The following is a 22176-nucleotide window of genomic DNA, read 5'->3' as shown; positions in this document are numbered from 1 at the left end:
ATGTCGCAGCCTTACACCATCACCACCGCCATCTCCTATCCCAACGGCCGTCCGCATATCGGCCATGCCTATGAGGTGATCGCCACCGACGCGATCGCCCGGTTCCAGCGGATGATGGGCCGCGACGTCTTCTTCCAGACCGGAACCGACGAACATGGGCTGAAAATGGCCCAGACGGCGCGCAACCGGGGCATTGAGCCGCGTGAACTGGCCGATGAGATGTCGTCATATTTCAAGCAGATGAACGATAGCTTGAATATCAGCTATGATCGCTTCATCCGCACCAGCGAACCCGATCACCACCGTGCCAGCCAGGCGATCTGGCGGGCGATGGAGGCCAATGGCGACCTGTATCTGGGCCGCTACGAAGGCTGGTATTCGGTCCGCGACGAAGCCTTCTATGACGAGAAGGAAATCACTGAGGGCGAAGGCGGCGTAAAGCTGTCGCCGCAGGGAACGCCGGTCGAATGGACGGTTGAGGAAAGCTGGTTCTTCCGCCTGTCCAAATATCAGGACAAGCTGCTGGACCTCTATAACAGCCAGCCCGACTTCATCCGCCCGGAAAGCCGTCGCAACGAAATCCTGCGCTTCGTCGAAGGCGGGCTGTCCGATCTCAGCATTTCGCGTACCAGCTTCGACTGGGGTGTCCAGGTGCCTGGCGCAGACGGCCATGTCATGTATGTCTGGGTCGATGCGCTGACCAACTATATCACCGGCTGTGGCTATCCTGACGATGCCGAACGGATGGCGCGCTATTGGGCCGAAGGGGGCGATATCACCCATATCATCGGCAAGGATATCGTGCGTTTTCATACGGTGTACTGGCCGGCTTTCCTGATGAGCGCGAAGCTGCCGCTGCCCAAGCAGGTGTTCGGCCATGGCTTCCTGCTGAACCGCGGCGAGAAGATGTCGAAGTCGGTCGGCAATGTCGCCGATCCGATGGAATTGGCCGAACGCTTCGGCGTCGATCAGCTGCGCTATTTCCTGCTGTCCGAAGTGACCTTCGGCAATGACGGCAGCTATAGCGCCGAAGCGATTGTCCAGCGCTCGAACAGCGATCTGGGCAACGCGTTCGGCAATCTGGCCCAGCGCACGCTGAGCTTCATCGCGAAAAACCTGGAAGGCCGCCTGCCGGCCATCAATGGCCATGGCGCCGCCGATACCGAGCTGTTCGCGCTGATCGACAAGGTCGTGCGCAGCGATATGCCCGCCGCCATGGCCGATCTGGCGCCGTCGATGGCGATCGATGCTTGGCTGCGCGCCGCCTTTGCCTGCAACCAATATATCGACGCGCAGGCGCCCTGGTCGCTGCGCAAGACCGATCCCCAGCGGATGGAGACGGTGCTGGCGACGCTCTATATCGCCATCGCCCAGCTGGCGGTCGCGATCCAGCCGGTGATCCCGGCGAGCGCCACCGCGCTGCTCGACCATATGGGCGTGCCGGCGGACAAGCGCAGCTATGGCGCGATCGGCGATCATTGGTATAGCGATCTGGCCGAAAGCGATTTCGTGCTGGCCGCGCCCAAGCCGCTTTTTCCGCGCCTGGAACTGACAGAAGCGGACGCCTGACGGATGTTGATCGACAGCCATTGCCACCTCAATTACAAGGGGTTGATCGAAGATCAGCCTAATGTGTTGGAACGCGCCCGTGCGCGCGGCGTCGACCTGATGCTCAACATCGCCACCCGCGAAAGCGAGTGGGACGATGTGCTGGGCACGGCGGTGCGCGAGGCGGACGTGTGGGCGACCGTCGGCATCCATCCGCACGAGGCGGACGAGCATCCCCATGTCGACACCGCCAAGCTGGTCGAGCGCGCGGCCCATCCGCGCGTCGTCGGCATCGGCGAAACGGGCCTTGATTATCATTACGACCATAGCGATCGCGAGCGGCAGCAGAAAAGCTTCCGCAGCCATATCGCCGCCTGCCGCGAGACCGGCCTGCCGCTGATCGTCCATACGCGCGAAGCGGAAGAGGATACGCTGGCGATCATGCGGGACGAGATGGGGAAGGGGGTCTATAGCGGCGTCATCCACTGTTTCACCGCCAGCGGCGCCTTCGCCGACGCGGCGATGGACCTTGGCTTCTACATCAGCATTTCGGGCATCGTGACCTTCAAGAGCGCGAAGGATCTGCAGGAAACCGCCGCGCGCCTGCCGCTCGACCGGCTGCTGGTGGAAACGGACTCGCCCTTCCTTGCCCCGGTGCCCCATCGCGGCAAGCCGTGCGAACCGGCCTTCGTTGCCGACACGGCCCGCTTCCTGGCTGATCTGCGCGGTGAGAGCATCGAGGATCTGGCGGCGGCCACATCGGCCAATTTCCTGCGTCTATTCGCCAAGATTGAGGGCCGGCCGCAGGCATGAGCCTCAAGCTGACCATCCTTGGCAGCGGCACCTCCTCCGGCGTTCCCCGGATCGGCAATGATTGGGGCGCCTGCGACCCCAAGGAACCCAGGAACCGCCGCACCCGCGTCTCGATCCTGGTGGAGAGCGCGACGACACGGATATTGGTCGATACCTCGCCCGACATGCGGGCGCAGTTGCTGGCGGCCGACGTGATCGACATCGATGCGATCCTGTGGACCCATGACCATGCCGATCACAGCCATGGCATCGACGATGTTCGCCAGCTGTTCCATCATCGCGGCAGCCCGATCCCCGGCTATGCCCGTGCCCAGACGATGCGCCTGCTCCAGGCCCGCTTTGCCTATGCCTTTGCGGGGAGGGGGGGCTATCCGCCGATCATCGTCCCGCATGATCTGCCCGATGGGCTGCGGATCGGCGATATCGACATTGCCTGCACCGACATGCCCCATGGCGACATTTATTCGATTGGATTCCGCTTCAGTCATGATGATAGTCATGTCGGATATGCCACTGATTTTCATGAAATAACCCCGGATATGCTGGCGCTGTTCGATGATCTCGACATCTGGGTGGTTGATGCGCTGCGCGCCCGGCCGCATCCCACCCATGCCCATCTGGAGATGACATTGGCAGGAATCATGGCAACCCGGCCCGGTCGCGCGATCCTCACCCATATGGACCAGAGCATGGATTATGCCACCCTGTGCGCCACGCTCCCCAAAGGGGTGGAGCCGGGCTATGACGGGCTGGTCATCGACCTCAACGACGGAGCACCCCACTGATGGACGGCACGGATCAGGCGATGTCCAGCATCTGGTATCTGCTCGCCCTGGTCCTGGTCGGCTCCGCCCTGATCGGCCGCCGCATCGCGCTGGGCAGCTTCGTGCGGATGGCCCTGCTCTGGGTGCTGATCTTCGGTGCCCTGCTCGGCCTCTTCACCTTCGCCCAGAAGGCGGGACTGATGCCGGCACGGTTCGCTGCGGAGGAGGGGGCCTTGCTCCAGCCACAGAACAGTGCCGAGCCTATATCACAGCCCGCGCCGCCGCCGGCCCCACCGCCGATCCAGTCCGATGGGCAAGTGGTGCGCATTCCGGTCGCGCCGGACGGCCATTATTGGGTGGAGGGCATGGTCAACGGCATGTCCGCGCGCTTCCTGATCGACAGTGGCGCGACCATCACCGCCCTTTCGGAAAATACCGCCCGCGCCACTGGCCTCAATATCGACATGAATGCGCCCCCGATCCCGCTCAACACCGCCAATGGCAAGATCGACGCGCGCCGCGCCAGCATCTCGACGCTGACGGTCGGGCCGCTGCGCGCCAATGATGTCGAGGTCGTCGTCTCGCCGGCGCTGGGCGACGTCAATGTCATCGGCATGAACATGCTGTCCCGTCTCAAAAGCTGGAGCGTTGAAAATGGTGAAATGGTGCTGGTGCCATGACGTCACATGAGGGGCAGGGTGCCGCACCCGACAAACGGGCCCGGCTCAAGGCGATCATCGGTGGGTCCACCGGCAATCTGGTCGAATGGTATGACTGGTATGCCTATGCCGCTTTCACCCTCTACTTCGCCCCGCATTTCTTCCCGAGCGAGGACCGCACCGCCCAGTTGCTGAGCGCAGCCGGCATCTTCGCCGTGGGCTTCCTTATGCGACCGATCGGTGCCTGGCTGATGGGCGTCTATGCCGACCGTCATGGGCGCAAGAGTGGCCTGACCCTGTCGGTCTCGCTGATGTGTGCCGGATCGTTGCTGATCGCGGTGACGCCGGGCTATGAGGTGATCGGCGTTGGCGCGCCATTGCTGCTCGTTCTTGCCCGGCTGATGCAGGGCCTCTCGATCGGCGGCGAATATGGTTCCAGCGCGACCTATCTCACCGAAATGGCCGGCAAGGACCGGCGCGGATTCTATTCCAGCTTCCAATATGTGACGCTGATCGCCGGGCAACTGGTCGCGATCTGCGTGCTGCTGCTGCTCCAGTCGATCCTGACCGAAGGGCAACTGGACGCCTGGGGCTGGCGCATTCCCTTCGCCATAGGCGGGGCGCTGGCAGTGATCGTCTTCTGGCTGCGGCGCGGCCTTGCTGAAACCCAGAGCTATGAAGTCGCAAAGGCCGAAGGCGCGCCCAAGTCCGGCTTCATCGAACTCATCACCAACCATCCGCGCGAAACGCTGACGGTGATGCTGCTGACCGCCGGCGGCACGATCGCCTTCTATGCCTATTCTATCTACATGCAGAAATTCCTGGTCAATACGGCTGGCTTCGGTCGTGAAACAGCGTCGGAAATCAATGGGATAACATTGTTTATTTTCATGCTGTTGCAACCGGTGGCCGGCGCCTTGTCCGACCGCATCGGGCGCAAGCCGCTGATGATCGGCTTCGGCGTCATGGGCGTGTTCTGCACCTATCCGATCTTCGCCACGCTGGCGGTGACGCGCGATCCGCTGGTCGCCGGGCTGCTGGTGATGGCGGGCCTGGTGATCGTCACCGGCTATACCTCGATCAACGCGGTGGTGAAGGCCGAGCTGTTTCCCGCGCATATCCGTGCGCTCGGCGTAGCGCTGCCTTATGCGCTGGCCAACACCTTGTTCGGTGGCACGGCCGAGTTCGTCGCGCTCTGGTTCAAACAGTCCGGGATGGAATGCGCTTTCTATATTTATGTCAGCGTCATGATCGCGATCTCGCTGACGGTCTATGTCCGCATGCGCGACACCAAAGCCCATAGCCGGATTCTGGAGGATTGAGATGAATGAGGAGGAATATCTCCCATCCGTCCAACCCGTGATTTAACATAATATATATTATCGAACTTAAATCTGCGAAGTGAGGGATCACTAATCGAAGCGTCTCAAGCCGCTTGAGCCCCATCAGCGGAGCGCCGCGCCGCGCCGACATCACAGGCGTTCAATAAATGGCCTCCCGTCACCGGCCCCGCCCGCGAAAAGTGCCGCCGATCACGCGATCGGCGGCACTCCGCATTCTGGTGATTGATCATTCGCAATAGACGTTGCCGCGGTCGATCTCGCGGCCCAGCGCGCCGCCGACGCCTGCGCCCAGGATCGTGCTCAGCACGCCGGAATCGCCGTCACCCAGCGCATTGCCCAGGAGGCCGCCGACGGCGGCGCCCACGATCAGGCCGGTCGAGCCATCATTACGGCGGCAATAATAGCGCCCATTACCACCGCGATAGACCCGCGTGTTCCGATCGATGCGATAGCGATCGCGCGACGAACCGGGGCGATAATGCTGGTCGGGATAAAATTTTCCGCCGTGGGAGGCGGAATGCGACGGTCTGCCCGCTGACGGCGGACGCCCATTATTGTGCGACGGCTTGCCGTGCGATGCCCCATGGCCAGGTCCGCCATCATGGCCCGACGGCCGATTACCCGGACCATTGCCATTATTGTGCGAAGGCTTGTTCTGTCCGTGGCCGGGGGGCTGGGCGGTTACCGCCGTCGGGGCGGCCACCACAGCCAAGGCCAGCACCATCGCAAATTTCCTCATGCCCTTCTCCTTCCGCCGGAACATCCGGCCCGCATCGCATAGGCGCAATGCGCAACGGCCTGTCAGCGCAAGAGTTCCGCCTTTTCATTGCAGGATCAAAACAAAAAAAGGGCGCTGCCATCGGCAACGCCCTTCCCTGTTTTTCGCCTGTGGTCGCGCCTCAGCTTAGCGCACCATGGCAATGCTTGTATTTCTGACCCGAACCGCAGGGGCAAAGCGCGTTGCGGCTGATGTCGAGATTGGCGAACTCGCCCGGCGCGACATTGTCCACCGGTGCGCGCGGAATGGTGGTGGTGATGCCCGCCAGCTGGCTGCCATCGATATCTGCGCTATTATCCTCGCCCGAGAAGGGGTCGATATGCGTGGTGATGAAGTCCGGCAGCACCGGCAGGTCGAACTGCGGCTGCGGCGCTTCCATACGGAACTGCACCCGCGCGATCGAGCTGGTCACGTCCTCGCGAATATTCTCCAGCATGCGCTCGAACAGGGCGAAGGCTTCCTGCTTATATTCGTTGATCGGCGTCTTCTGCGCATAGGCGCGCAGATGCACCACCTGGCGCAGCGCGTCGAGCGTCGAGAGATGCTCCTTCCAGTGATGGTCGAGGCTCTGGAGCATGATGCTCTTCTCGATCATGTGCCAGTCGGCCGCTTCGACTTCCTGCGTCTTCTCGGCAATGGCCGCGTCGGCCAGACCGGCAAGCCGCTCCTCGATCATTTCCGGATCGACGGCGTCTTCAGCCAGCCAGGCGTCGAAATCAGGCTCCAGACCCAGCACTTCGGCGGTGCGCAGCTTCAGCCGCTCCATATCCCATTGTTCGGGATAGGTGCCCGGCGGGCAGGATGCACCGACCAGGTCGTTGACCGTCTCATGGCGCATGTCGGTAACGACATCGTCCACCGTTTCGGCGTCCATGATGTCGCTGCGCTGCTCGTAGATCACCTTGCGCTGGTCGTTCATGACATCGTCATATTCGACGACCTGCTTGCGGATGTCGTAGTTGCGCGCCTCGACCTTGCGCTGGGCGGTCTCGATCGCCTTGCTCAGCCACTTGGACGGGGGCAGCGCCTCGCCATCCTCCAGGTTGGAGCGGATCATCTTGGCGAACATCGTGTCCGGGCCGAAGATGCGCATCAGGTCATCGTCGAGGCTGAGGTAGAAGCGCGACAGGCCGGGATCGCCCTGACGGCCCGAACGGCCGCGCAGCTGATTGTCGATACGACGGCTTTCGTGCCGCTCGGTCGCCAGCACGAACAGGCCGCCGGCGGCTAGCACTTCCTGCTTCTCCGCTTCGATCTCGACCTCGATACGGGCGATCGCCGCCTCGCGCTCGGGGCCTTCCGGCATATCACGCAGTTCGTCCTCGACCCGCATCTCCAGATTGCCGCCCAGCTTGATGTCGGTGCCGCGGCCAGCCATGTTGGTGGCGATCGTCACCGCGCCCTTGCGGCCTGCCTGGGCAACGATATGGGCTTCACTCTCGTGGAAGCGCGCGTTCAGGACCGCATGCTTGACGCCTTCCTGATTGAGGAATTCCGACAGCATTTCCGACTTTTCGATCGACACGGTGCCGACCAGCACCGGCTGACCCTTTTCGGCATGTTCCTTGATGGTGCGCGCGATGCCCCGGAACTTGTCTTCCAGATTCTTGTAGAACGTATCTTCCTCGTCGACGCGCTGCACCGGCCGGTTGGTCGGGATGGTGACGACGTTCATCTTGTAGATTTCGTAGAATTCGGTCGCTTCGGTCGACGCGGTGCCGGTCATGCCCGAAATCTTGGGGTACATGCGGAAATAATTCTGGAAGGTGATCGATGCGAGCGTCTGGTTTTCCGGCTCGATCTGGACGCCTTCCTTGGCTTCCACTGCCTGGTGCAGGCCATCCGACCAGCGACGACCATCCATCATGCGACCGGTGAATTCGTCGATGATGACAACCTTGCCGTCCTTGACGATATAGTCGATGTCGCGGCGGAACATCACCACCGCGCGCAGCGCCTGGTTGACGTGATGAACGACCTGGGTGTTCTCGAAATCGTAGAGATTATTGCCCTGGAGCAGGCCGGCGGCCTCCAGCAGGCGCTCGATCTTCTCGGTGCCGTCTTCGGTCAGCGTGATCGTGCGCTGCTTCTCGTCCTTCTCATAATCCTCCTCGACCAGCTGCTTCACGATCGCGTCGACCGCGACATACAGCTCCGACTTGTCGTCGGTCGGACCGGAAATGATCAGCGGCGTGCGCGCCTCGTCGATCAGGATCGAATCGACTTCATCGACGATCGCATGGTTGAACGGGCGCTGGACCATCGCACCGCGATCGAACTTCATGTTATCGCGCAGATAATCGAAGCCGAGTTCATTGTTGGTCGCATAGGTGATGTCGGCATTATAGGCCTCGCGGCGCTGGTCTTCCGACAGGTTGGGCACGATCACACCGGTGGTGAGGCCCAGGAAGCGATAGACCTGACCCATCCATTCGCAGTCACGGCTGGCCAGATAGTCGTTCACGGTGACGACATGGACGCCCTTGCCCTCAAGCGCGTTCAGATAGGTGGCGAGCGTCGCCACCAGCGTCTTGCCCTCACCGGTGCGCATTTCGGCGATCTCGCCGCGATGCAGGACGATGCCGCCGATCATCTGGACGTCGAAGTGACGCATGCCGAGCACGCGGACCGACGCTTCGCGGACGGTCGCAAAGGCTTCGGGCAGCAGGCCGTCCAACGTTTCGCCATTGGCCAGGCGCTCGCGGAAGCGCGCCGTCTGGTTCACCAGTTCCTCATCGCTCATCGCCTGGATCGTCGGTTCAAAGGCGGCGATCTGGTCGATGACCTTGCCCAGCGATTTCACATAACGTTCGTTGGACGATCCGAAGATAGACTTGGCGAGTGCGCCGAACATGCAAATTCCTGACAATGAGGGGGCCATGGGTCCAACGGACACATGGGCAGATGTGCGCCGCGATTTAGGCACGGCACAGCCGATAGTCAATCAATGCGACGGACTGTCGCACGGCTGTAACGGCTTTGCCCGATGCGGTTTTGCCGTAGCCGCGCCGTCCTGCCGTCGTGCAGGCGCGACGCGCCGCCGAAAATATTTTGCGTTTGGGCGCACGCCGCCGCAAGAGCGCCACGACAACAAGGGTCGCAAACAGGGTGTATCGTTCCATTTCCATGGCGCCGTCGCGCCGATTGCGCCTGCCTCTGGCGGCGCTGCTGGTCAGCGCATTGATCGGCTGGTTCCTGATCGCCGCGATTGCGGCGCCCTTCGATCATGACGAAAGCCAATATGTCGCCGGTGCCTATTTCAGCGGGCATGCGGTCATGTTTCGCGATTTTCTTTATCTTCAGCCGCCGCTGCACGCCTGGGGGCTGGCACCGCTGAGCCTGATCGCATCGGGCCATATGGTACTGGCGATGCGCCTTGCCACCGCCGTCATGGCGCTCGCGACGCTTGCGCTCATCTGGGCGGGCCAGCGTGCTGCTGGCATATCCCGCTCCAGCGCAACCCTTGCCATGGTGCTCGTGGCAGCAACAGCCGCGTTCCAGTTCAGCGGCTCCGTTGTCCGCAACGATATGCTGGCGACCCTGCTGGCCTCCACCGCAATGCTGCTGACCTTGCTTGGCCTGCGTCATAGCTCGGACCGCCACTGGCTTGGAGCCGGGATCCTCTACGGCCTTGCCATCGCGACAAAGCTCAATTTCGCCCCGCTCGGCGCGACCGTCGGCCTGTTCGTCATCGCCAGCGGCGGCCGGCACGCTATTCGCGCCGCCCTGTTCCTGGCACTCGGCGCGCTGCTGGGCATGGCGCCCATGGCCATCGCCTGGGCATCGGGGCCGGACGGCTTTCTGTACGGCGTCCTGACCTATGGCATGACCGCGCCCCACGCCTGGTATGCCGCCAACGGCGCAGCGCAGGAACTGGCGACGACGGAAAAGCTGCGCGACCTTCTCAAATATCTCTGGAAGGGCCCAGCCCTTGCCGCTTTGCTGTTGCTCATCGCCAACTGGATCGCGACCCGTGACCGCACGCGCTCATCGGGGCGTCGGCTGGCGATCTGGATGAGTGTCGGCGCGCTGATCGGCGCCGCGCTGCCGACCCCGACCCAATTGCAATATCTGATGCCGTTGCTGCCGCCGCTCGCGCTCGCACTGGGCTATCTGCTCGACGATGCCCGTCACTGGCGGCCGCTGCGGCGCAAGGCGATGCTGGCCCTGCTCTGCCTGGCAACGATCCCCGGCCTCATCCCCTCGATCCGGGATCTTGTGACGGCCGCCCGTGCCGCCTCTCCGCTGCTGGCCGCGCAGGCCAATGCCCATTGGCTGGGCACGACGGTGCGCGCCGCGGGCGGCGCCGATATCCTGACCCTCTCGCCGCATCTCGCGATCGACAGCGGCCTGACGCTCGATCCGCGCCTGGCGACCGGCCCGTTCGTCTATCGCACCGGCTGGACGCTCCGCCCCGAGCAGGCCCGCCGGCTCCATGCGCTGACGCCTGCCACCCTGCCGGACCTGGATCGCGCCATGCCGGTAGCGATCCTTACCGGCTATGAAAATGGCACGCGCAAATTGCCGCTGCGCCCTGACGACGGTCTGGACAATTACGCCCGCCGCCATGGCTATCGCATGGTCCCGATGCCCGATGGCGTCGGGCGCCTCTATCTGCGGGACTAGCGCCCGATCGGGCCATTGACGCAAGGGGGGATTTCGCTCATGCCGCGCCCCATGACCGACCGTTCCCCGCTCGCCCCCGCCGCCTTCCCCGCCCTGCCCGCCATTGCCGGCGTGACGCTGCGTGTCGCAAAGGCGCGATACAAGAATTGGGACCGGTACGACCTCACCTATGTCGAGCTGGACGCGGGCACGGCGGTCGCCGGCGTGACGACGCAGAGCAAATGCCCCTCGCCAGAGGTCGAATGGTGCCGCGACGCCATCCCGATGGGCCAGGCCCGCGCCGTCGTCGTCAATGCCGGCAACGCCAACGCCTTCACCGGCCATCGCGGCCGCGCCGCTGTCGAGGCGATCGCGGCAAAGGTGGCCAATCACCTTTCGTGCCAGCCCTCCAATGTCTTCGTCTCTTCGACCGGCGTGATCGGCGTGCCGCTGCCGATCGACAAGGCCGAGGCGGGCCTGGAAGCGGCCTTCACCGCCGCGCCCTGCGGCTGGGAGGATGCGGCCAACACGATCGGCACGACCGACACCTACGCCAAGGGCGCCCATGTCTCGGCGATGATCGGCGACACCCGCGTCGATCTGGTCGGCATCATCAAGGGGTCGGGCATGATCGCGCCCGACATGGCGACGATGCTGGGCTATATCTTTACCGACGCCGCGATCGATCCGGCGCTGCTGCAGCAGATGCTGTCGACCGCCAACAAGCGGACCTTCTCCTGCATCACGGTCGACAGCGACACCTCGACCAGCGACACGGTGCTGGCCTTCGCCACCGGCAAGGCCGGCAATGCGCCGCTCGCATCGATGGACGATGCCGGTGCGGATGCCTTTGCTGCGGCGCTGTCCGACCTGTGCCGTCAGCTCGCCCATCTGGTCGTCCGCGACGGCGAAGGCGCCAGCAAATTCATCGAAATCACGGTCGAGGGCGCGGAGAGCGACGCCAGCGCCCATCGCATTGCCCTGTCCATCGCCAATTCGCCGCTGGTGAAGACCGCGATCGCGGGCGAGGACGCCAATTGGGGTCGCGTCGTCATGGCCGTCGGCAAGGCCGGCGAACCGGCCGAGCGCGACAAGCTCGCCATCCGCTTCGGCGCGACCCAGGTGGCGGCCGGCGGCCTGGCGCTCGACGGCTATGACGAGGCGCCGGTGGCCGCCCATCTCAAGGGGCAGGATATCGTCATCGGCGTCGATATCGGCCTGGGCGAGGGCCGCGCCACGGTGTGGACCTGCGACCTGACCCATGGCTATATCTCGATCAACGCGGACTATCGCAGCTAAGGGGACCGGCGCATGATGGTGGAACTGCATGATCCCGTCGTCGCGCTGATGCGGCAGGTGGGGCGCGACATCGTCATGCCCCGCTACCAGAATCTGGCAGCGGAAGAGATTAGCGAGAAGGCGGCGAACGACTTCGTCACCATCGCCGACAAGGAAAGCGAAATCCGGCTGGCCGAAGGGCTGACGTCGATCCTGCCCGAAGCCGGGGTCATCGGCGAAGAGGCCTGCGCAGCCGACCCGTCGATCCTCGACCGCGCCGGCGACGGCCTCAACTGGATTATCGATCCGATCGACGGCACGGGCAATTTCGCGTCGGGCAAGCCGCCCTTCGGCATCATGATCGCGCTGGCCGACAATGGCGCCACTTTGGCCGGCTGGATCCTCGATCCGCTGACCGGGCGGTTGTGCCATGCGACCCTGGGCGGCGGCAGCCATGTCGATGGCGAACGGATCATGGCGAAGGAAAGCGACGGCGACCTGCCGATCGCGGCCATCTCCACCATCTTCATGGAGGCGGAGGAACGGGCCGAGATGGAGCGCAAGTCACAGGCCATTTTCACCATGGTGGACATTCCCCGCTGCGCCGCCGAGCAATATCCAAGGCTGGTGCTGGGGCAGAATGACGTATCGATCTTTGCGCGCGTCCTGCCCTGGGACCATGCGGCCGGCACCTTGTTCGTCAATGAGGCAGGGGGCTGCTGTCAGCGGCTCGATGGCAGTGCCTATCGGGTCGGTGAACAGCGCCGGGGCCTGATGGGTGCGTCCTCGCCGCGCCTGTGGGATCTGGCGGCCAAGACCTATTACGCCTGACCGAAGGAAGTCCAAACATGCTGACGATCTGGGGCCGCCTCAATTCGCATAATGTGAAGAAGGTCGCCTGGTTCGCGCAGGAAATCGGCCTGCCCTTCGTCCGCTATGATGTCGGCATGGAACATGGCATGTCCGACGCCTATCTGGCGATGAACCCCAATCGCCTGATCCCGACGATCGAGGATGGCGATGTCATACTGTGGGAGTCCAACGCGATCCTGCGCTATCTCGCCCATCGCTATGCGCCGGAGGAGATCTATCCTGCCGACCCGGCTTTGCGGGCACAGGGCGACAAATGGATGGACTGGCAATTCAGCTTTGCCGATGCCCAGCGCGACGCCTTCATCCAGCTGGTCCGACGCCAAGATGGACAGCGAAATTTACAGGTCATCGAGAAGTCGGCGCAGGCGTCCGGCGCGGCGATGGCGATCCTCGACCGGGCGCTGGCGGATCAGCAATGGCTTTCGGGTGTCAATTTCGGTGTCGCAGATGTGCCGATGGGCGTCTACGCCCATACCTATTTCACGCTCGACATGGCGCGGCCCAACCTGCCGCATCTGCGCGCCTGGTATGACCGGCTGCGCGAGAGGCCGGCTTATGCCGAACTGGTGATGATCCCGCTCAGCTAATAAAATGGGACGGCAGCCGGGCTGCCGTCCCATTTTAGATTTACCAGCGACTTAGAGGACGCTTTCGATCCAGCCCTTGAGCGCGCTCTTGGGCGCGGCGCCGACCTTGGTCGCGGCGACTTCGCCATTCTTGAACAGGATCATCGTCGGGATGCCGCGCACGCCATACTGGCCCGGCGCATCGGGATTTTCGTCGATGTTGATCTTGGCGATCGTGACCTTGTCGGCCAGTTCCTCGCTAATCTCTTCCAGAGCCGGGCCGATCATCTTGCACGGGCCGCACCATTCGGCCCAGAAGTCGACAAGCACGGGCTTGTCGGCGTCGATTACGTCCTGCTTGAAGCTGACATCGGTAACTGCCTTGGTGGCCATAACTGCAAACTCCTTAAGTTGGTCGATATCTAGGATGGCTGCGCCCGTGGCTCAACGGGTCACAGCAGCAAATATTGCTGCGTGGGCGAAAAGCCCGGCTTGTAGGGCGCCAGTTGCGCCGCGGGCAGCTCTATGAGCCGCGCCGCGCTGGTATAGAGCAGGGCCGCTTCCACCGCGCGGCCGGGGAAGATCACTTCCAGCGCCGCGACATAGGCCGCCATCTGCCGGACATGGGGGACTGGCACTTCCTCCGCATCGCGCGGCGTCATCCGCCCGGTCTTGAAATCGACCAGCTGGACCCGGTCGGCCTCGACCCGCAGCCGGTCGACGGTGCCGGCAATCACCGCTTCGCCCACGACCGCGGCGATCGGCGCTTCGGCCAGCGCACCCGGCGCGAACAGGGCGGCGAAATGCGGATCCTCGATCACCCGCAGTGCATGATCGATCACATCCCGGCGCAGAGTGGCATCCCCTGCCCCCTGCTGTTCCAGCCAGCGCTCCGCCCCCTCGCGCCGCCGCTCGGCGGGCAGGTCGGGCAGGCGCTGGAACAGGGCATGGAGCCAGCGACCGCGCTCGGCCGCCTGCCGCATCGCGGCGGTCGGCGGCGGGTTGGGGACATCATCCTCGACCGGCGCGGAGGGCGCCAGTGGCCGGGGTGGACGCTGTTCCGCCGGCGCCTGCGCGCGCAGCCAGTCCGGCTCGACCACCACAGGCTTGTCTTCGGCGCTTTCCGGCTGCGTGGCCTTGGGCGTCAGGGCTTCCGTCCCGCGCCAGCGACGGCGGGCACCCCAGAGCGGATCGGCCTCCCAGTCGCAACCCATGTCGACCATCGCCGCATCGACCGCGCCATACCAGCTTTGCGGCTTGACCTCACCCTTCGCCCTTGGCCCGAGCGATCCGGCGACGATCAGTTTCTCCTCGGCGCGGGTCAGGGCGACATAGAGAAGGCGCCAATGCTCCTCCCGCTCGATTGCCGCGGCATCGGCCGCGACGTCGCCGATCGGTCCTAGTCGCTCGCCCTTGCGCGGGGCCAGGATCGGCAGGCCATTCCATTCGAGCGAATCCATGCGGTTGCCGGCGTCGGGATCAAGACAGGCATCGGCGAGAATGACGATCGGCGCCTGCAGCCCCTTGGCGCCATGCACGGTCAGCAACCGCAGCGCATCGCCCTGCGCCGCCGCGTCGCGGACGATTTCGACTTCGCCGCGATCGAACCAGTCGATGAAGCGCTGGAGCGAGGGATGGTCGTCCGCCTCGAAGCCGAGCGCGGCGTTCAGCAATTCCTCGATCGGGTCGGCCGCTTCCGCCCCCAGCCGCTCGATCAGCCGGCGACGGCCGTCCATCGGGCCGGACAGGATCGCCTCCAGATAGCGATAGGGGGTGGTGAAGTCCGCCTGCCCCAGCAATTGGCGCAGCGGCAGCAATTGCGCGTCGTCCAGCCGCTGGAGGAGATGGCGCCACAGGCCACCCTTGCGCCCGATGGCCCGCTCCATCAGTTCGTTCTGGGTCCAGCCGATCAGCGGCGATACCAGCAGGGCGGCAAGGTTCAGGTCATCGTCGGGCTGCGTCGCAAAGCGCAGCGCGGCGAGCAGGTCGCGGACCGCCAGCGGCGCATTGAGGCGCAGGCGGTCGATGCCGGCAACCGCGACCTTTTCCTCATAGAGGCGCGCGACGATCAGGCGCGCAAGTTCGCTGCGGCGGCGGACCAGGATCATGATGTCGCCAGGGCGGACCGGGCGCCCACGCGCCTCCAGCATCATCTTGTCGTCGATCCATTGCCGGATCTGGCGCGCAATCTTGCCGGCCAGTTCCCGTTCCTGATCGGCGACCCAATCCTCCTCGCCCTCGACCTCGTCGGCCAGGCCCGCGATCGTCGGCTTCCACAGCAGCACGTCGCCGGGATGGCGATTGGCGCTGATATGCCGCACTTCGCCCTCGGTCAGGCCCAGCGATTGCGCTCGCAAGGTCGCGATCGTCCGGTCGACCAGGTCGAGCACCGGCGGCGTCGAGCGGAAGCTGCGATCGAGCGATAGGTCGTGGAAGGCATGACCGGCCATATCGGCATGGCGGGCGAACACCATCTGCGCGGCGGCGAACGCCTGCGGGCTGGTGCCCTGGAAACCGAAGATCGCCTGCTTGAAATCGCCCACGGTGAAGATGGTGCGAACCTTGTCGGCCTTGGCACCGTCACCAGCGAAGAACTCGGCGGCCAGCGCGCCGACGATCGCCCATTGATGGACGTTGGTGTCCTGCGCTTCGTCGACCAGGATATGGTCGATCCGCTGATCCAGCTTGTAGCGTATCCATTCGGCGATCCCCTCCTTCTGGAGCAGGGACGCCGTGCGCGCGATCAGATCATCGAAATCGACCGCGCCGGCAAGCCGCTTGGCCTCGTCATAGGCGCGGGCATAGGCGCGGCCGGCGTGGAGCGCACGGGCCAGCAAGGCGGCATAATCGGCCTGCAGCTTGACGCCGATCAGTTCGGCGCAACGGGCATGGAGCCGCGCGGTCGCCTCGCCATAGCCGTCGATCGGCGGCACCCAGCCCTTGGCGGAGATCAGGTCGCCATCCGCCTTGGCCCAGGCGCTATGCAGATCGGTCAGGGTCGCGGCCCGCGCGGCAGGATCGCGCCCACGCCAGGCGGCGATCCGGTCGCAGCGCTCCAGCGCCCGGCCCGTGCCCCAGTCCGCATTGGCCTGCGCCACCCAGGCGAGGCTGCGCATGTCGAACATTGCGTCGCTGCACTGGTCCGCCAGCCAGGCGTCGATATCGCCTTCGGGCAGGCCCAGTTCGCGCGCCAGCCAGGGACCGATATCGCCGGGTAGTTCTGCCAGCGCAGAAAGGCGGGCGGCACAGCGCAGCAGGAAAGTCTCGGCCGCCCCCTCTCCCAGTCGCAGGCTCAAAGCCTGCAACGCGTCGATCAGGTCGCCATCGCCCAGTTCCTCGGCGCGGATGACCATGTCGGCCAGTGTCTGGCGGGCCAGCACACCCTGTTCGCGCGCGTCGAGCGGGCGGAAGCCGGGGGCGAGGTCCGCCTCCAGCGGGAAAGAGGCGAGCAATTGCTGGCAGAAGCCATGAATAGTCTGGATGCGCAGGCCGCCACCGGTCGATTCCAGCACTTCGGCGAACAGGCGCCGGGCGCGGTCGCGCGCTTCCGGTCCGCTCTCTTCGCCCAGCGCTTCCAGATCGTTGAACAGATCGCGTTCCTCGGCCTGCACCCAGGTGGCGAGCCGGTCATGGATGCGGTCGGCCATTTCCGCCGCGCCGGCCTTGGTAAAGGTCAGGCACAGGATATTTTCGGGACGCACGCCTTGGAGCAGCAGGCGGAAGACGCGCGCGGTCAGCACATGGGTCTTGCCGGTGCCGGCGGAGGCCGACAGCCAGACATGGGCGTCGGGCGCAGCGGCCAGCGCCTGCGCGCCGGCCAGCGGTTGCAAAGGGCTGGAGCCTTTAGCCATCGTCGCGCCCATACCATTCCTCCAGCCGCATCAGCTGGTCATAATCACCATAATTGGCCACTTCTGGATTGACCTGCGCGGCGAAGGGCGCAGCGCCGGTCAGCCAGGTTTCGGCCGCGTCGCGGAACTGGTCATAAACGAAGGCGGTGAAATCGGCGGTGACGATCTTGTCGCGTTTGCCCGCCACATCGACCGGACTTTCGCGATAGCCGAAAGCGTCGCCCTTCTTGGCCAGCGACCAATATTCGAAACTGCGCGCCACCCGCGCGCCGGCCACGCCGGGAAAGGCGCCATCGGCGGATTCCGCGATCAGGCCGATCAGGCCGAGCTGTAGCGCGTAGCCGCCGCGCACCTGTCGCGCGCTGGGCGGCTTGCCGGTCTTGTAATCGACGATACCAATGCTGCCGTCGGGCATGCGGTCGATCCGGTCGGCCTTGCCGGTCAGCAGCACGCCGGCAATCTCTGCCTTCCCTTCGGTCTCCACCGCCAGGATATGGCGGCCCGCAGCCTGATCCTTCGCCACTTCGGCCGCGATCCAGCGGATCGCCTCGATCAGGCGCGGCTGCCACAGCGCGCGCAGCAGTGGATGGACATCGGGCCGGGCGAACATGGCGCGGGCACGCGCCTCCAGATCGGCCGGATCACGGCTGCCGCCCTGCGCCCAATGCTCCAATATCTCATGCACGACCGTGCCGCGCCAGGCCGGCCCGGCATCGGCATCGACCGGATCGAGCCGATTGAGCTTCAGGATGCGCCGGGCATAGAAGGCGAAGGGATCGGCCTTCAGCCGGTCGACATCGGTGACCGGAATGCGGGTCGGCCGGGCGGCGAGCGGCGGCACCGGCGCGGGGCGCGCGGACGGCCGGTGGCTGGGTGGCAGGTCCAGCGCGTCGGCCAGCAGGCGATAGCGATCAGCGGTTTTCCATTGCGGCCCGGCCATCGCCTTCAGCCGCAGCCAGAAGCGCGAGGCGATCGCCGGCCCACCGCTGCCGCGCCGGGCACGAGTGATCAGGACATGCGGGGCGCCGAGCGCGCTCGCGAAATCATGCGCCGCAAGGCCGATCCGGGTTTCGAGGCCCGGCAGACCCAGTTCGCGGCGAATGCGCGGCGCCAGCCAGGGATCGGGCGAAGGCAGGCCCGGCCAGTTGCCTTCGTTGAGGCCGCCCAGGATCATCAGGTCCGCCTGCACCAGCTGCGCCTCGACCAGACCCAATATGGCGATGCGCGGATGGCCGCCCTGTGGCGGGCGCACCGACACGCCGCCCAGCATATGGTCGAGCAAAGCCGGCAGCGATCGGATATCGGCCTGGCGCGGCCCTTCGGTGGCGGCCGCCTCCATCTCGGCGAACAGGTCGGCGGCGGCATGACCCTGATGCCCGGCCCAGAGCGCGTCATTGGTCAGCGCCCCGGCCTGTTCGCGCACCGCCGCCAATTGCCCGGCCAGATCGGGCGCGAGCGCGAAGGCAGCCTCCAGCGGTTCGAGCAGATCGCGCGCCCATGGCCACCAGGCGCGGGCCTGCGCGCGCAGATCCTTCTGCCGGTCCTCCCCCTCGCGCGCCTCCAGCAACAGGTCGATGCCGCGCAGCCCCGCCTGCGGCCGCGGTCCGCGCAGCAGCAGATCGAGCTGGCGCACACCCTCCAGCCAGGGCAGGCGCATCTCGCCGCGCATCACCAGCGGATGCTTGAGCAGGGTCAGCAGCGCGACCGGCGCGAAACGCTCGGCCGCCGCCTCCGCCATGGCGATCAGCAAGGTGCCGGGCGGCAGGCGGGACAAGGGCTGACCGGCGGAATCGTCGGCCTCTATGCCCCAGCGGCGCAGATGCGCGGAAACCCGCACCGCCAGTTGCCGATCGGGCGTCACCAGCGCGGCGGTGCGTTCGGGTGTTTCCAGCGCCTCGCGCAATGCGATGGCGATGGCCTGCGCTTCCTCGCCCGGCGTCGCGACCTCTAGCGCCTCGACCCCGGCCAGCGAGCGATCGGCGGTCTTGAGGTCGCGCCAGCGACTGGTCAGGCGCGGCGGCAGCATCGCGTTGGAAATATTGCGGCCGCGCACGGCGCGGGCATCATGCTCGCTGCCCCAGCGCCACTGGGCGACATCCTCGCGGCTGGCGCTCATGCGGTCGAGCAGGCGCTTGAGCGCATATTGCGGATGGGTCTCATGGCCCGCGGCGCTGCGGCCAGTAACGGGATCGGGCGGGAATGGACCGATCGCCGTCCAGGCATCTTCATCCAAATTCTGGTCGAGGCCGGCGAACACCACCTGTCCATTGGGCAGTTCGGCGATCCGCCGCAGCAACCCCGCGATCGCCGGTGCGGTTGCGCTGATGCCGGCCGCGACTATGAAGCCGGGTGGTGGAGCCTCAGCCCAGCGCGCGGCAACCCGATCGAACAGCCGATTGCGCCGATCCGCGAGGTCGATGAAGCCCAGCCGCAGCAGCTCGGCCGGCCAGCGGGCAATCAGGATGGAGAAGAGGTCGAGCGATTTTTCCCAATGGCTCGACAGCCCCTCGATCAGGTCGAGCTTCGACAGCGCATCGAGCGGCGCCCGCTCCACCTGCATCTGGTCGAGCACGGCGCCGAGCGCCTGTCCCAGTTGCAGCGCCTGACCGGCATCGGCTGCGCCGCCTGCATCCTGTACCATGCGCGCCAGGATCATCTGCCGCCGCATCGGCGGGATGGCGGCGGGAACGGCGTCGCCTTCCCAGAGCGGATCGAGCGCGCCGCCGACTTCCTCGCCCAGTTCCGGATCGCCCAACGCGACCAGACGGGGCAGCAGCAGGCCGCCTTCGGCCCGGCGGACAAAGGCGTCGCTGACGGCGCGGACCGCGCGATTGCTGGGCAGCAAGATCATGCCCTGCGCCAGGCGGACGGGATCGTTCCCCTGCTGCGCCAATATGCCGGCGACCAGCGCGTCGGCGAAGGCGCGGTGCGCCGGGATGGTGTACAGCGCCGGCTTGGCCCGGTCACCCATGGGCGATCATCGACTCCACGATGGGAATGGCCTGCGGCGTACCCACGTCGAACCACAGCCCCTGATGGACCGCGCCATAGAGGCGTCCGGCCTCGATCGCGCGGTTCCAGAAGATGTTGGTCGAAAAGACATCCGCCGGCGGATCGACCAGCAGGCGGGGCGAGAGAATCTGCACGCCGGTGAAGACGAACGGCGCGACATGAGCGGTCTTGCGCCGCGTCAGGCGGCCATTGGCGTCCATATGGAAATCGCCCGGTCCGCTATGGCAATTGGCCCGCGCCAGCGGCACCAGCAGCAGCAGCGCGTCCATCCGTTCGGGATCCCATAGCTGCTGCATCATGCCCAGCGTCTCGGCCGGGCCATCGATCCACAGATTGTCGCTATTGGCGCAGACGAACGGCTTGTCGCCGAGCAGCGGCCTGGCGTGGATCAACCCGCCGCCGGTTTCCAAGAGCTTGGCCCGCTCGTCGGAAATACGGAAGTCCATGTCCCTGCGCGTCCTCAGATGCGCCTCGACCGTGTCAGCAAGATAATGGACATTGACCACCACCGTCTTGATGCCGCCGGCTGCGAGCCGATCGAGCGCATGGTCCATCAGCGCCTTGCCGGCGACCTTGACCAGCGGCTTGGGACGGGTCGCGGTCAGCGGGCGCATCCGCTTGCCGAGGCCTGCTGCCATGAGCATGGCGGTATCGATCATGCCTGGGCAAACTCCTCAAGCGCATGATGGCGCTTGTCGGCGGGGATATTGGCGTCGAACCAGGCCTTGACCGGCGCCAGCGCCGGATGGGCGAGATCGCGTTCCAGCAGCGCCCACATGCGCGGCAGGTAGGACAGATAGCGCGGCTTGTGGTCGCGCTTCCAAAGGCGGGTGAAGATGCCGATGATCTTCGCGTTCCGCTGGGCGCCCAACACCGCATAGGCGGCGTCGAAATCGGCCGGCGGATTGGCGACCGCATGATAATGGGCCAGCATCGCGGCCTCCAGTTCCGGCGACACGTCGCGCCGGGCATCCTGCAGCAGCGAGACGAGGTCATAGGCCGGGTGGCCAGCCAGCGCGTCCTGGAAATCGAGCAGACCCAGGCCGCGCACTTCGGGCCGGTCAATCAGCATGATATTTTCGGCATGATAGTCGCGCAGCACGGTGACGACAGGGCTTGCCGACTGTTCGGCGATCGGCAGTACCGCGTCCCAGGCTGCATGATAGGCGTCGGCATCGACGTCCAGCCCCAGCGCCGGGCAATACCATTCGGTCAGCAGCCCGACCTCGCGTTGGTAGACCGCGCGGTCGTAGGGCGGGACATCCGCTGCGGGCAGCTTGTGCAGGTCGGCCAGCAGATCGATCGCGCGGCGATAGACCGCCAGTTCGCCCGCCGGATCCTCCTCGACATGCTCCTTCAGGCGCTCGTCGCCAAAGTCCTCGATCAGGACGAGGCCCTGCGTCAGATCCTGCGCCAGGATCGCGGGCGCGGCAAAGCCCTGACCCAGCAGATGCTGCGCAATCGCAATGAACGGGCGCGGATCTTCATGCGGCGGCGGCGCGTCCATCAGCACGGCACGGCGACCGCCGTCGACCACGCGGAAATAGCGACGGAAGGACGCATCGCCGGCAAGCGGAACGATGGCGGCGCCATCCCAACCCGCCTGTGTGAGGAAAGCGGGGGCGGTTGCGGGGGGGATCATATCTGTGACCATCGATCCGTCCAAGCGTCGGGCACGCGCGCTGTCAAGCGCCGTGCGCCATCCGGCTCGATCATGATGGTCAGAAACAGGGCGTGCGACCACAGCCCATCGCCCAGCCTGTCGGGCCATTCGATGATCAGCAGGCTGTCCTGCAGATATTCGTCCAGCGCGAGCTCGGCCGCCTCCTCCGCATCATCAAGCCGGTAGAGATCGACATGGGCGACCGGCAGGCGAACATCGGGAATGTCATAGGGCTGGACGATCGCGAAGCTGGGGCTGGGCGCCTCCCCTTCCAGGCCAAGCCCCTCCAGCAGGCCACGCGCCAACGTCGTCTTGCCGGCGCCCAGTCCGCCTTCCAGCGCGATGACGTCACCGATGCGGACATGGCTCGCCAGTCGCCGCCCCAGATCGAGCTGGGCGCCCTCGCCCTCCAGGATCATATCC

At 65.3% G+C, this 22176-nt stretch carries 17 protein-coding genes; 9 read left to right on the top strand and 8 right to left on the bottom strand.

Annotation, left to right across the window (positions count from 1 at the left end):
- Genes metG through ACUCV3_RS02605 form a run of 5 tightly spaced genes read left to right on the top strand, consistent with a single transcriptional unit; the run spans nucleotide 1 to nucleotide 5106 of the window.
- On the top strand, nucleotides 1–1569 hold the full coding sequence (metG, locus tag ACUCV3_RS02625; RefSeq protein WP_279776380.1) for a methionine--tRNA ligase: 1569 nt from the start codon (nucleotides 1–3) through the stop codon (nucleotides 1567–1569).
- A 3-nt stretch (nucleotides 1570–1572) separates the two neighbouring features.
- Nucleotides 1573–2361 (top strand): TatD family hydrolase, encoded by a 789-nt coding sequence (locus ACUCV3_RS02620; RefSeq protein WP_279776379.1) that lies wholly within the window; start codon nucleotides 1573–1575, stop codon nucleotides 2359–2361.
- On the top strand, nucleotides 2358–3146 hold the full coding sequence (locus ACUCV3_RS02615) for an MBL fold metallo-hydrolase (protein WP_482240370.1): 789 nt from the start codon (nucleotides 2358–2360) through the stop codon (nucleotides 3144–3146). Before ACUCV3_RS02620 ends, ACUCV3_RS02615 begins: the two co-directional genes overlap by 4 nt.
- Complete coding sequence (locus ACUCV3_RS02610; protein ID WP_279776378.1) at nucleotides 3146–3805, top strand: retropepsin-like aspartic protease family protein; 660 nt, start codon at nucleotides 3146–3148, stop codon at nucleotides 3803–3805. The genes ACUCV3_RS02615 and ACUCV3_RS02610 overlap by 1 nt, the downstream gene beginning before the upstream one ends.
- The gene (locus ACUCV3_RS02605) at nucleotides 3802–5106 is read left to right on the top strand and encodes an MFS transporter (RefSeq protein WP_482240369.1); all 1305 of its coding nucleotides are present in this window, start codon (nucleotides 3802–3804) and stop codon (nucleotides 5104–5106) included. Before ACUCV3_RS02610 ends, ACUCV3_RS02605 begins: the two co-directional genes overlap by 4 nt.
- 247 nt (nucleotides 5107–5353) lie before the next feature.
- Here the strand turns inward: ACUCV3_RS02605 and ACUCV3_RS02600 are convergent, their stop codons facing one another.
- Nucleotides 5354–5866 carry a glycine zipper 2TM domain-containing protein gene (locus ACUCV3_RS02600; RefSeq protein WP_482240368.1) on the bottom strand — a complete coding sequence of 171 codons (513 nt, stop codon included), beginning with the start codon at nucleotides 5864–5866 and terminating at the stop codon, nucleotides 5354–5356.
- Nucleotides 5867–6026: 160 nt separating this feature from the next.
- Nucleotides 6027–8759 (bottom strand): preprotein translocase subunit SecA, encoded by a 2733-nt coding sequence (secA, locus tag ACUCV3_RS02595; protein ID WP_048937078.1) that lies wholly within the window; start codon nucleotides 8757–8759, stop codon nucleotides 6027–6029.
- Nucleotides 8760–9013: 254 nt separating this feature from the next.
- Here secA and ACUCV3_RS02590 point away from each other — a divergent pair, with 254 nt between their 5' ends.
- From ACUCV3_RS02590 to ACUCV3_RS02575, 4 genes are read left to right on the top strand one after another with little or no spacing between them, the layout of a single operon-like run.
- A complete protein-coding gene (locus tag ACUCV3_RS02590) occupies nucleotides 9014–10531 on the top strand; it encodes a glycosyltransferase family 39 protein (RefSeq protein WP_279776352.1) in 1518 nt (505 codons plus the stop codon).
- 51 nt (nucleotides 10532–10582) lie between these two features.
- The gene (gene argJ / locus ACUCV3_RS02585) at nucleotides 10583–11809 is read left to right on the top strand and encodes a bifunctional glutamate N-acetyltransferase/amino-acid acetyltransferase ArgJ (RefSeq protein ID WP_279731264.1); all 1227 of its coding nucleotides are present in this window, start codon (nucleotides 10583–10585) and stop codon (nucleotides 11807–11809) included.
- A gap of 12 nt (nucleotides 11810–11821) precedes the next feature.
- Complete coding sequence (locus ACUCV3_RS02580) at nucleotides 11822–12619, top strand: inositol monophosphatase family protein (protein ID WP_279731265.1); 798 nt, start codon at nucleotides 11822–11824, stop codon at nucleotides 12617–12619.
- Nucleotides 12620–12636: 17 nt separating this feature from the next.
- On the top strand, nucleotides 12637–13248 hold the full coding sequence (locus ACUCV3_RS02575; protein ID WP_279731266.1) for a glutathione S-transferase family protein: 612 nt from the start codon (nucleotides 12637–12639) through the stop codon (nucleotides 13246–13248).
- A gap of 51 nt (nucleotides 13249–13299) precedes the next feature.
- Here the strand turns inward: ACUCV3_RS02575 and trxA are convergent, their stop codons facing one another.
- Genes trxA through tsaE form a run of 6 tightly spaced genes read right to left on the bottom strand, consistent with a single transcriptional unit; the run spans nucleotide 13300 to nucleotide 22172 of the window.
- Nucleotides 13300–13647, bottom strand: coding sequence for a thioredoxin TrxA (trxA, locus tag ACUCV3_RS02570; protein ID WP_257011054.1), 348 nt, complete (start codon nucleotides 13645–13647; stop codon nucleotides 13300–13302).
- Nucleotides 13648–13679: 32 nt separating this feature from the next.
- Nucleotides 13680–17090 (bottom strand): double-strand break repair helicase AddA, encoded by a 3411-nt coding sequence (gene addA / locus ACUCV3_RS02565; RefSeq protein WP_482240367.1) that lies wholly within the window; start codon nucleotides 17088–17090, stop codon nucleotides 13680–13682.
- Nucleotides 17071–20049 carry a double-strand break repair protein AddB gene (gene addB / locus ACUCV3_RS02560; RefSeq protein ID WP_279731268.1) on the bottom strand — a complete coding sequence of 993 codons (2979 nt, stop codon included), beginning with the start codon at nucleotides 20047–20049 and terminating at the stop codon, nucleotides 17071–17073. The genes addA and addB overlap by 20 nt, the downstream gene beginning before the upstream one ends.
- Nucleotides 20042–20749, bottom strand: coding sequence for a nucleotidyltransferase family protein (locus ACUCV3_RS02555; RefSeq protein ID WP_279731269.1), 708 nt, complete (start codon nucleotides 20747–20749; stop codon nucleotides 20042–20044). Before ACUCV3_RS02555 ends, addB begins: the two co-directional genes overlap by 8 nt.
- Nucleotides 20746–21732 (bottom strand): aminoglycoside phosphotransferase family protein, encoded by a 987-nt coding sequence (locus ACUCV3_RS02550; RefSeq protein WP_279731270.1) that lies wholly within the window; start codon nucleotides 21730–21732, stop codon nucleotides 20746–20748. Before ACUCV3_RS02550 ends, ACUCV3_RS02555 begins: the two co-directional genes overlap by 4 nt.
- Entirely contained in the window at nucleotides 21729–22172 is a 444-nt protein-coding gene (gene tsaE / locus ACUCV3_RS02545) for a tRNA (adenosine(37)-N6)-threonylcarbamoyltransferase complex ATPase subunit type 1 TsaE (protein WP_004207174.1), read from the bottom strand. Before tsaE ends, ACUCV3_RS02550 begins: the two co-directional genes overlap by 4 nt.
- Nucleotides 22173–22176: the final 4 nt, after the last annotated feature.

Source organism: Sphingobium sp. VMM (genome assembly GCF_056790315.1).
Note: the sequence above shows the minus strand (reverse complement) of the source record. Positions and strands in the feature narration are given on the sequence as shown.

Coding starts and splice junctions, on each gene's coding strand:
- metG (WP_279776380.1), top strand. CDS start 1: ATGTCGCAGCCTTACACCATCACCACCGCCATCTCCTATCCCAACGGC.
- ACUCV3_RS02620 (WP_279776379.1), top strand. CDS start 1,573: ATGTTGATCGACAGCCATTGCCACCTCAATTACAAGGGGTTGATCGAA.
- ACUCV3_RS02615 (WP_482240370.1), top strand. CDS start 2,358: ATGAGCCTCAAGCTGACCATCCTTGGCAGCGGCACCTCCTCCGGCGTT.
- ACUCV3_RS02610 (WP_279776378.1), top strand. CDS start 3,146: ATGGACGGCACGGATCAGGCGATGTCCAGCATCTGGTATCTGCTCGCC.
- ACUCV3_RS02605 (WP_482240369.1), top strand. CDS start 3,802: ATGACGTCACATGAGGGGCAGGGTGCCGCACCCGACAAACGGGCCCGG.
- ACUCV3_RS02600 (WP_482240368.1), bottom strand. CDS start 5,866: ATGAGGAAATTTGCGATGGTGCTGGCCTTGGCTGTGGTGGCCGCCCCG.
- secA (WP_048937078.1), bottom strand. CDS start 8,759: ATGTTCGGCGCACTCGCCAAGTCTATCTTCGGATCGTCCAACGAACGT.
- argJ (WP_279731264.1), top strand. CDS start 10,583: ATGACCGACCGTTCCCCGCTCGCCCCCGCCGCCTTCCCCGCCCTGCCC.
- ACUCV3_RS02580 (WP_279731265.1), top strand. CDS start 11,822: ATGATGGTGGAACTGCATGATCCCGTCGTCGCGCTGATGCGGCAGGTG.
- ACUCV3_RS02575 (WP_279731266.1), top strand. CDS start 12,637: ATGCTGACGATCTGGGGCCGCCTCAATTCGCATAATGTGAAGAAGGTC.
- addA (WP_482240367.1), bottom strand. CDS start 17,090: ATGGGCGCGACGATGGCTAAAGGCTCCAGCCCTTTGCAACCGCTGGCC.
- addB (WP_279731268.1), bottom strand. CDS start 20,049: ATGGGTGACCGGGCCAAGCCGGCGCTGTACACCATCCCGGCGCACCGC.
- ACUCV3_RS02555 (WP_279731269.1), bottom strand. CDS start 20,749: ATGATCGATACCGCCATGCTCATGGCAGCAGGCCTCGGCAAGCGGATG.
- ACUCV3_RS02550 (WP_279731270.1), bottom strand. CDS start 21,732: ATGATCCCCCCCGCAACCGCCCCCGCTTTCCTCACACAGGCGGGTTGG.
- tsaE (WP_004207174.1), bottom strand. CDS start 22,172: ATGATCCTGGAGGGCGAGGGCGCCCAGCTCGATCTGGGGCGGCGACTG.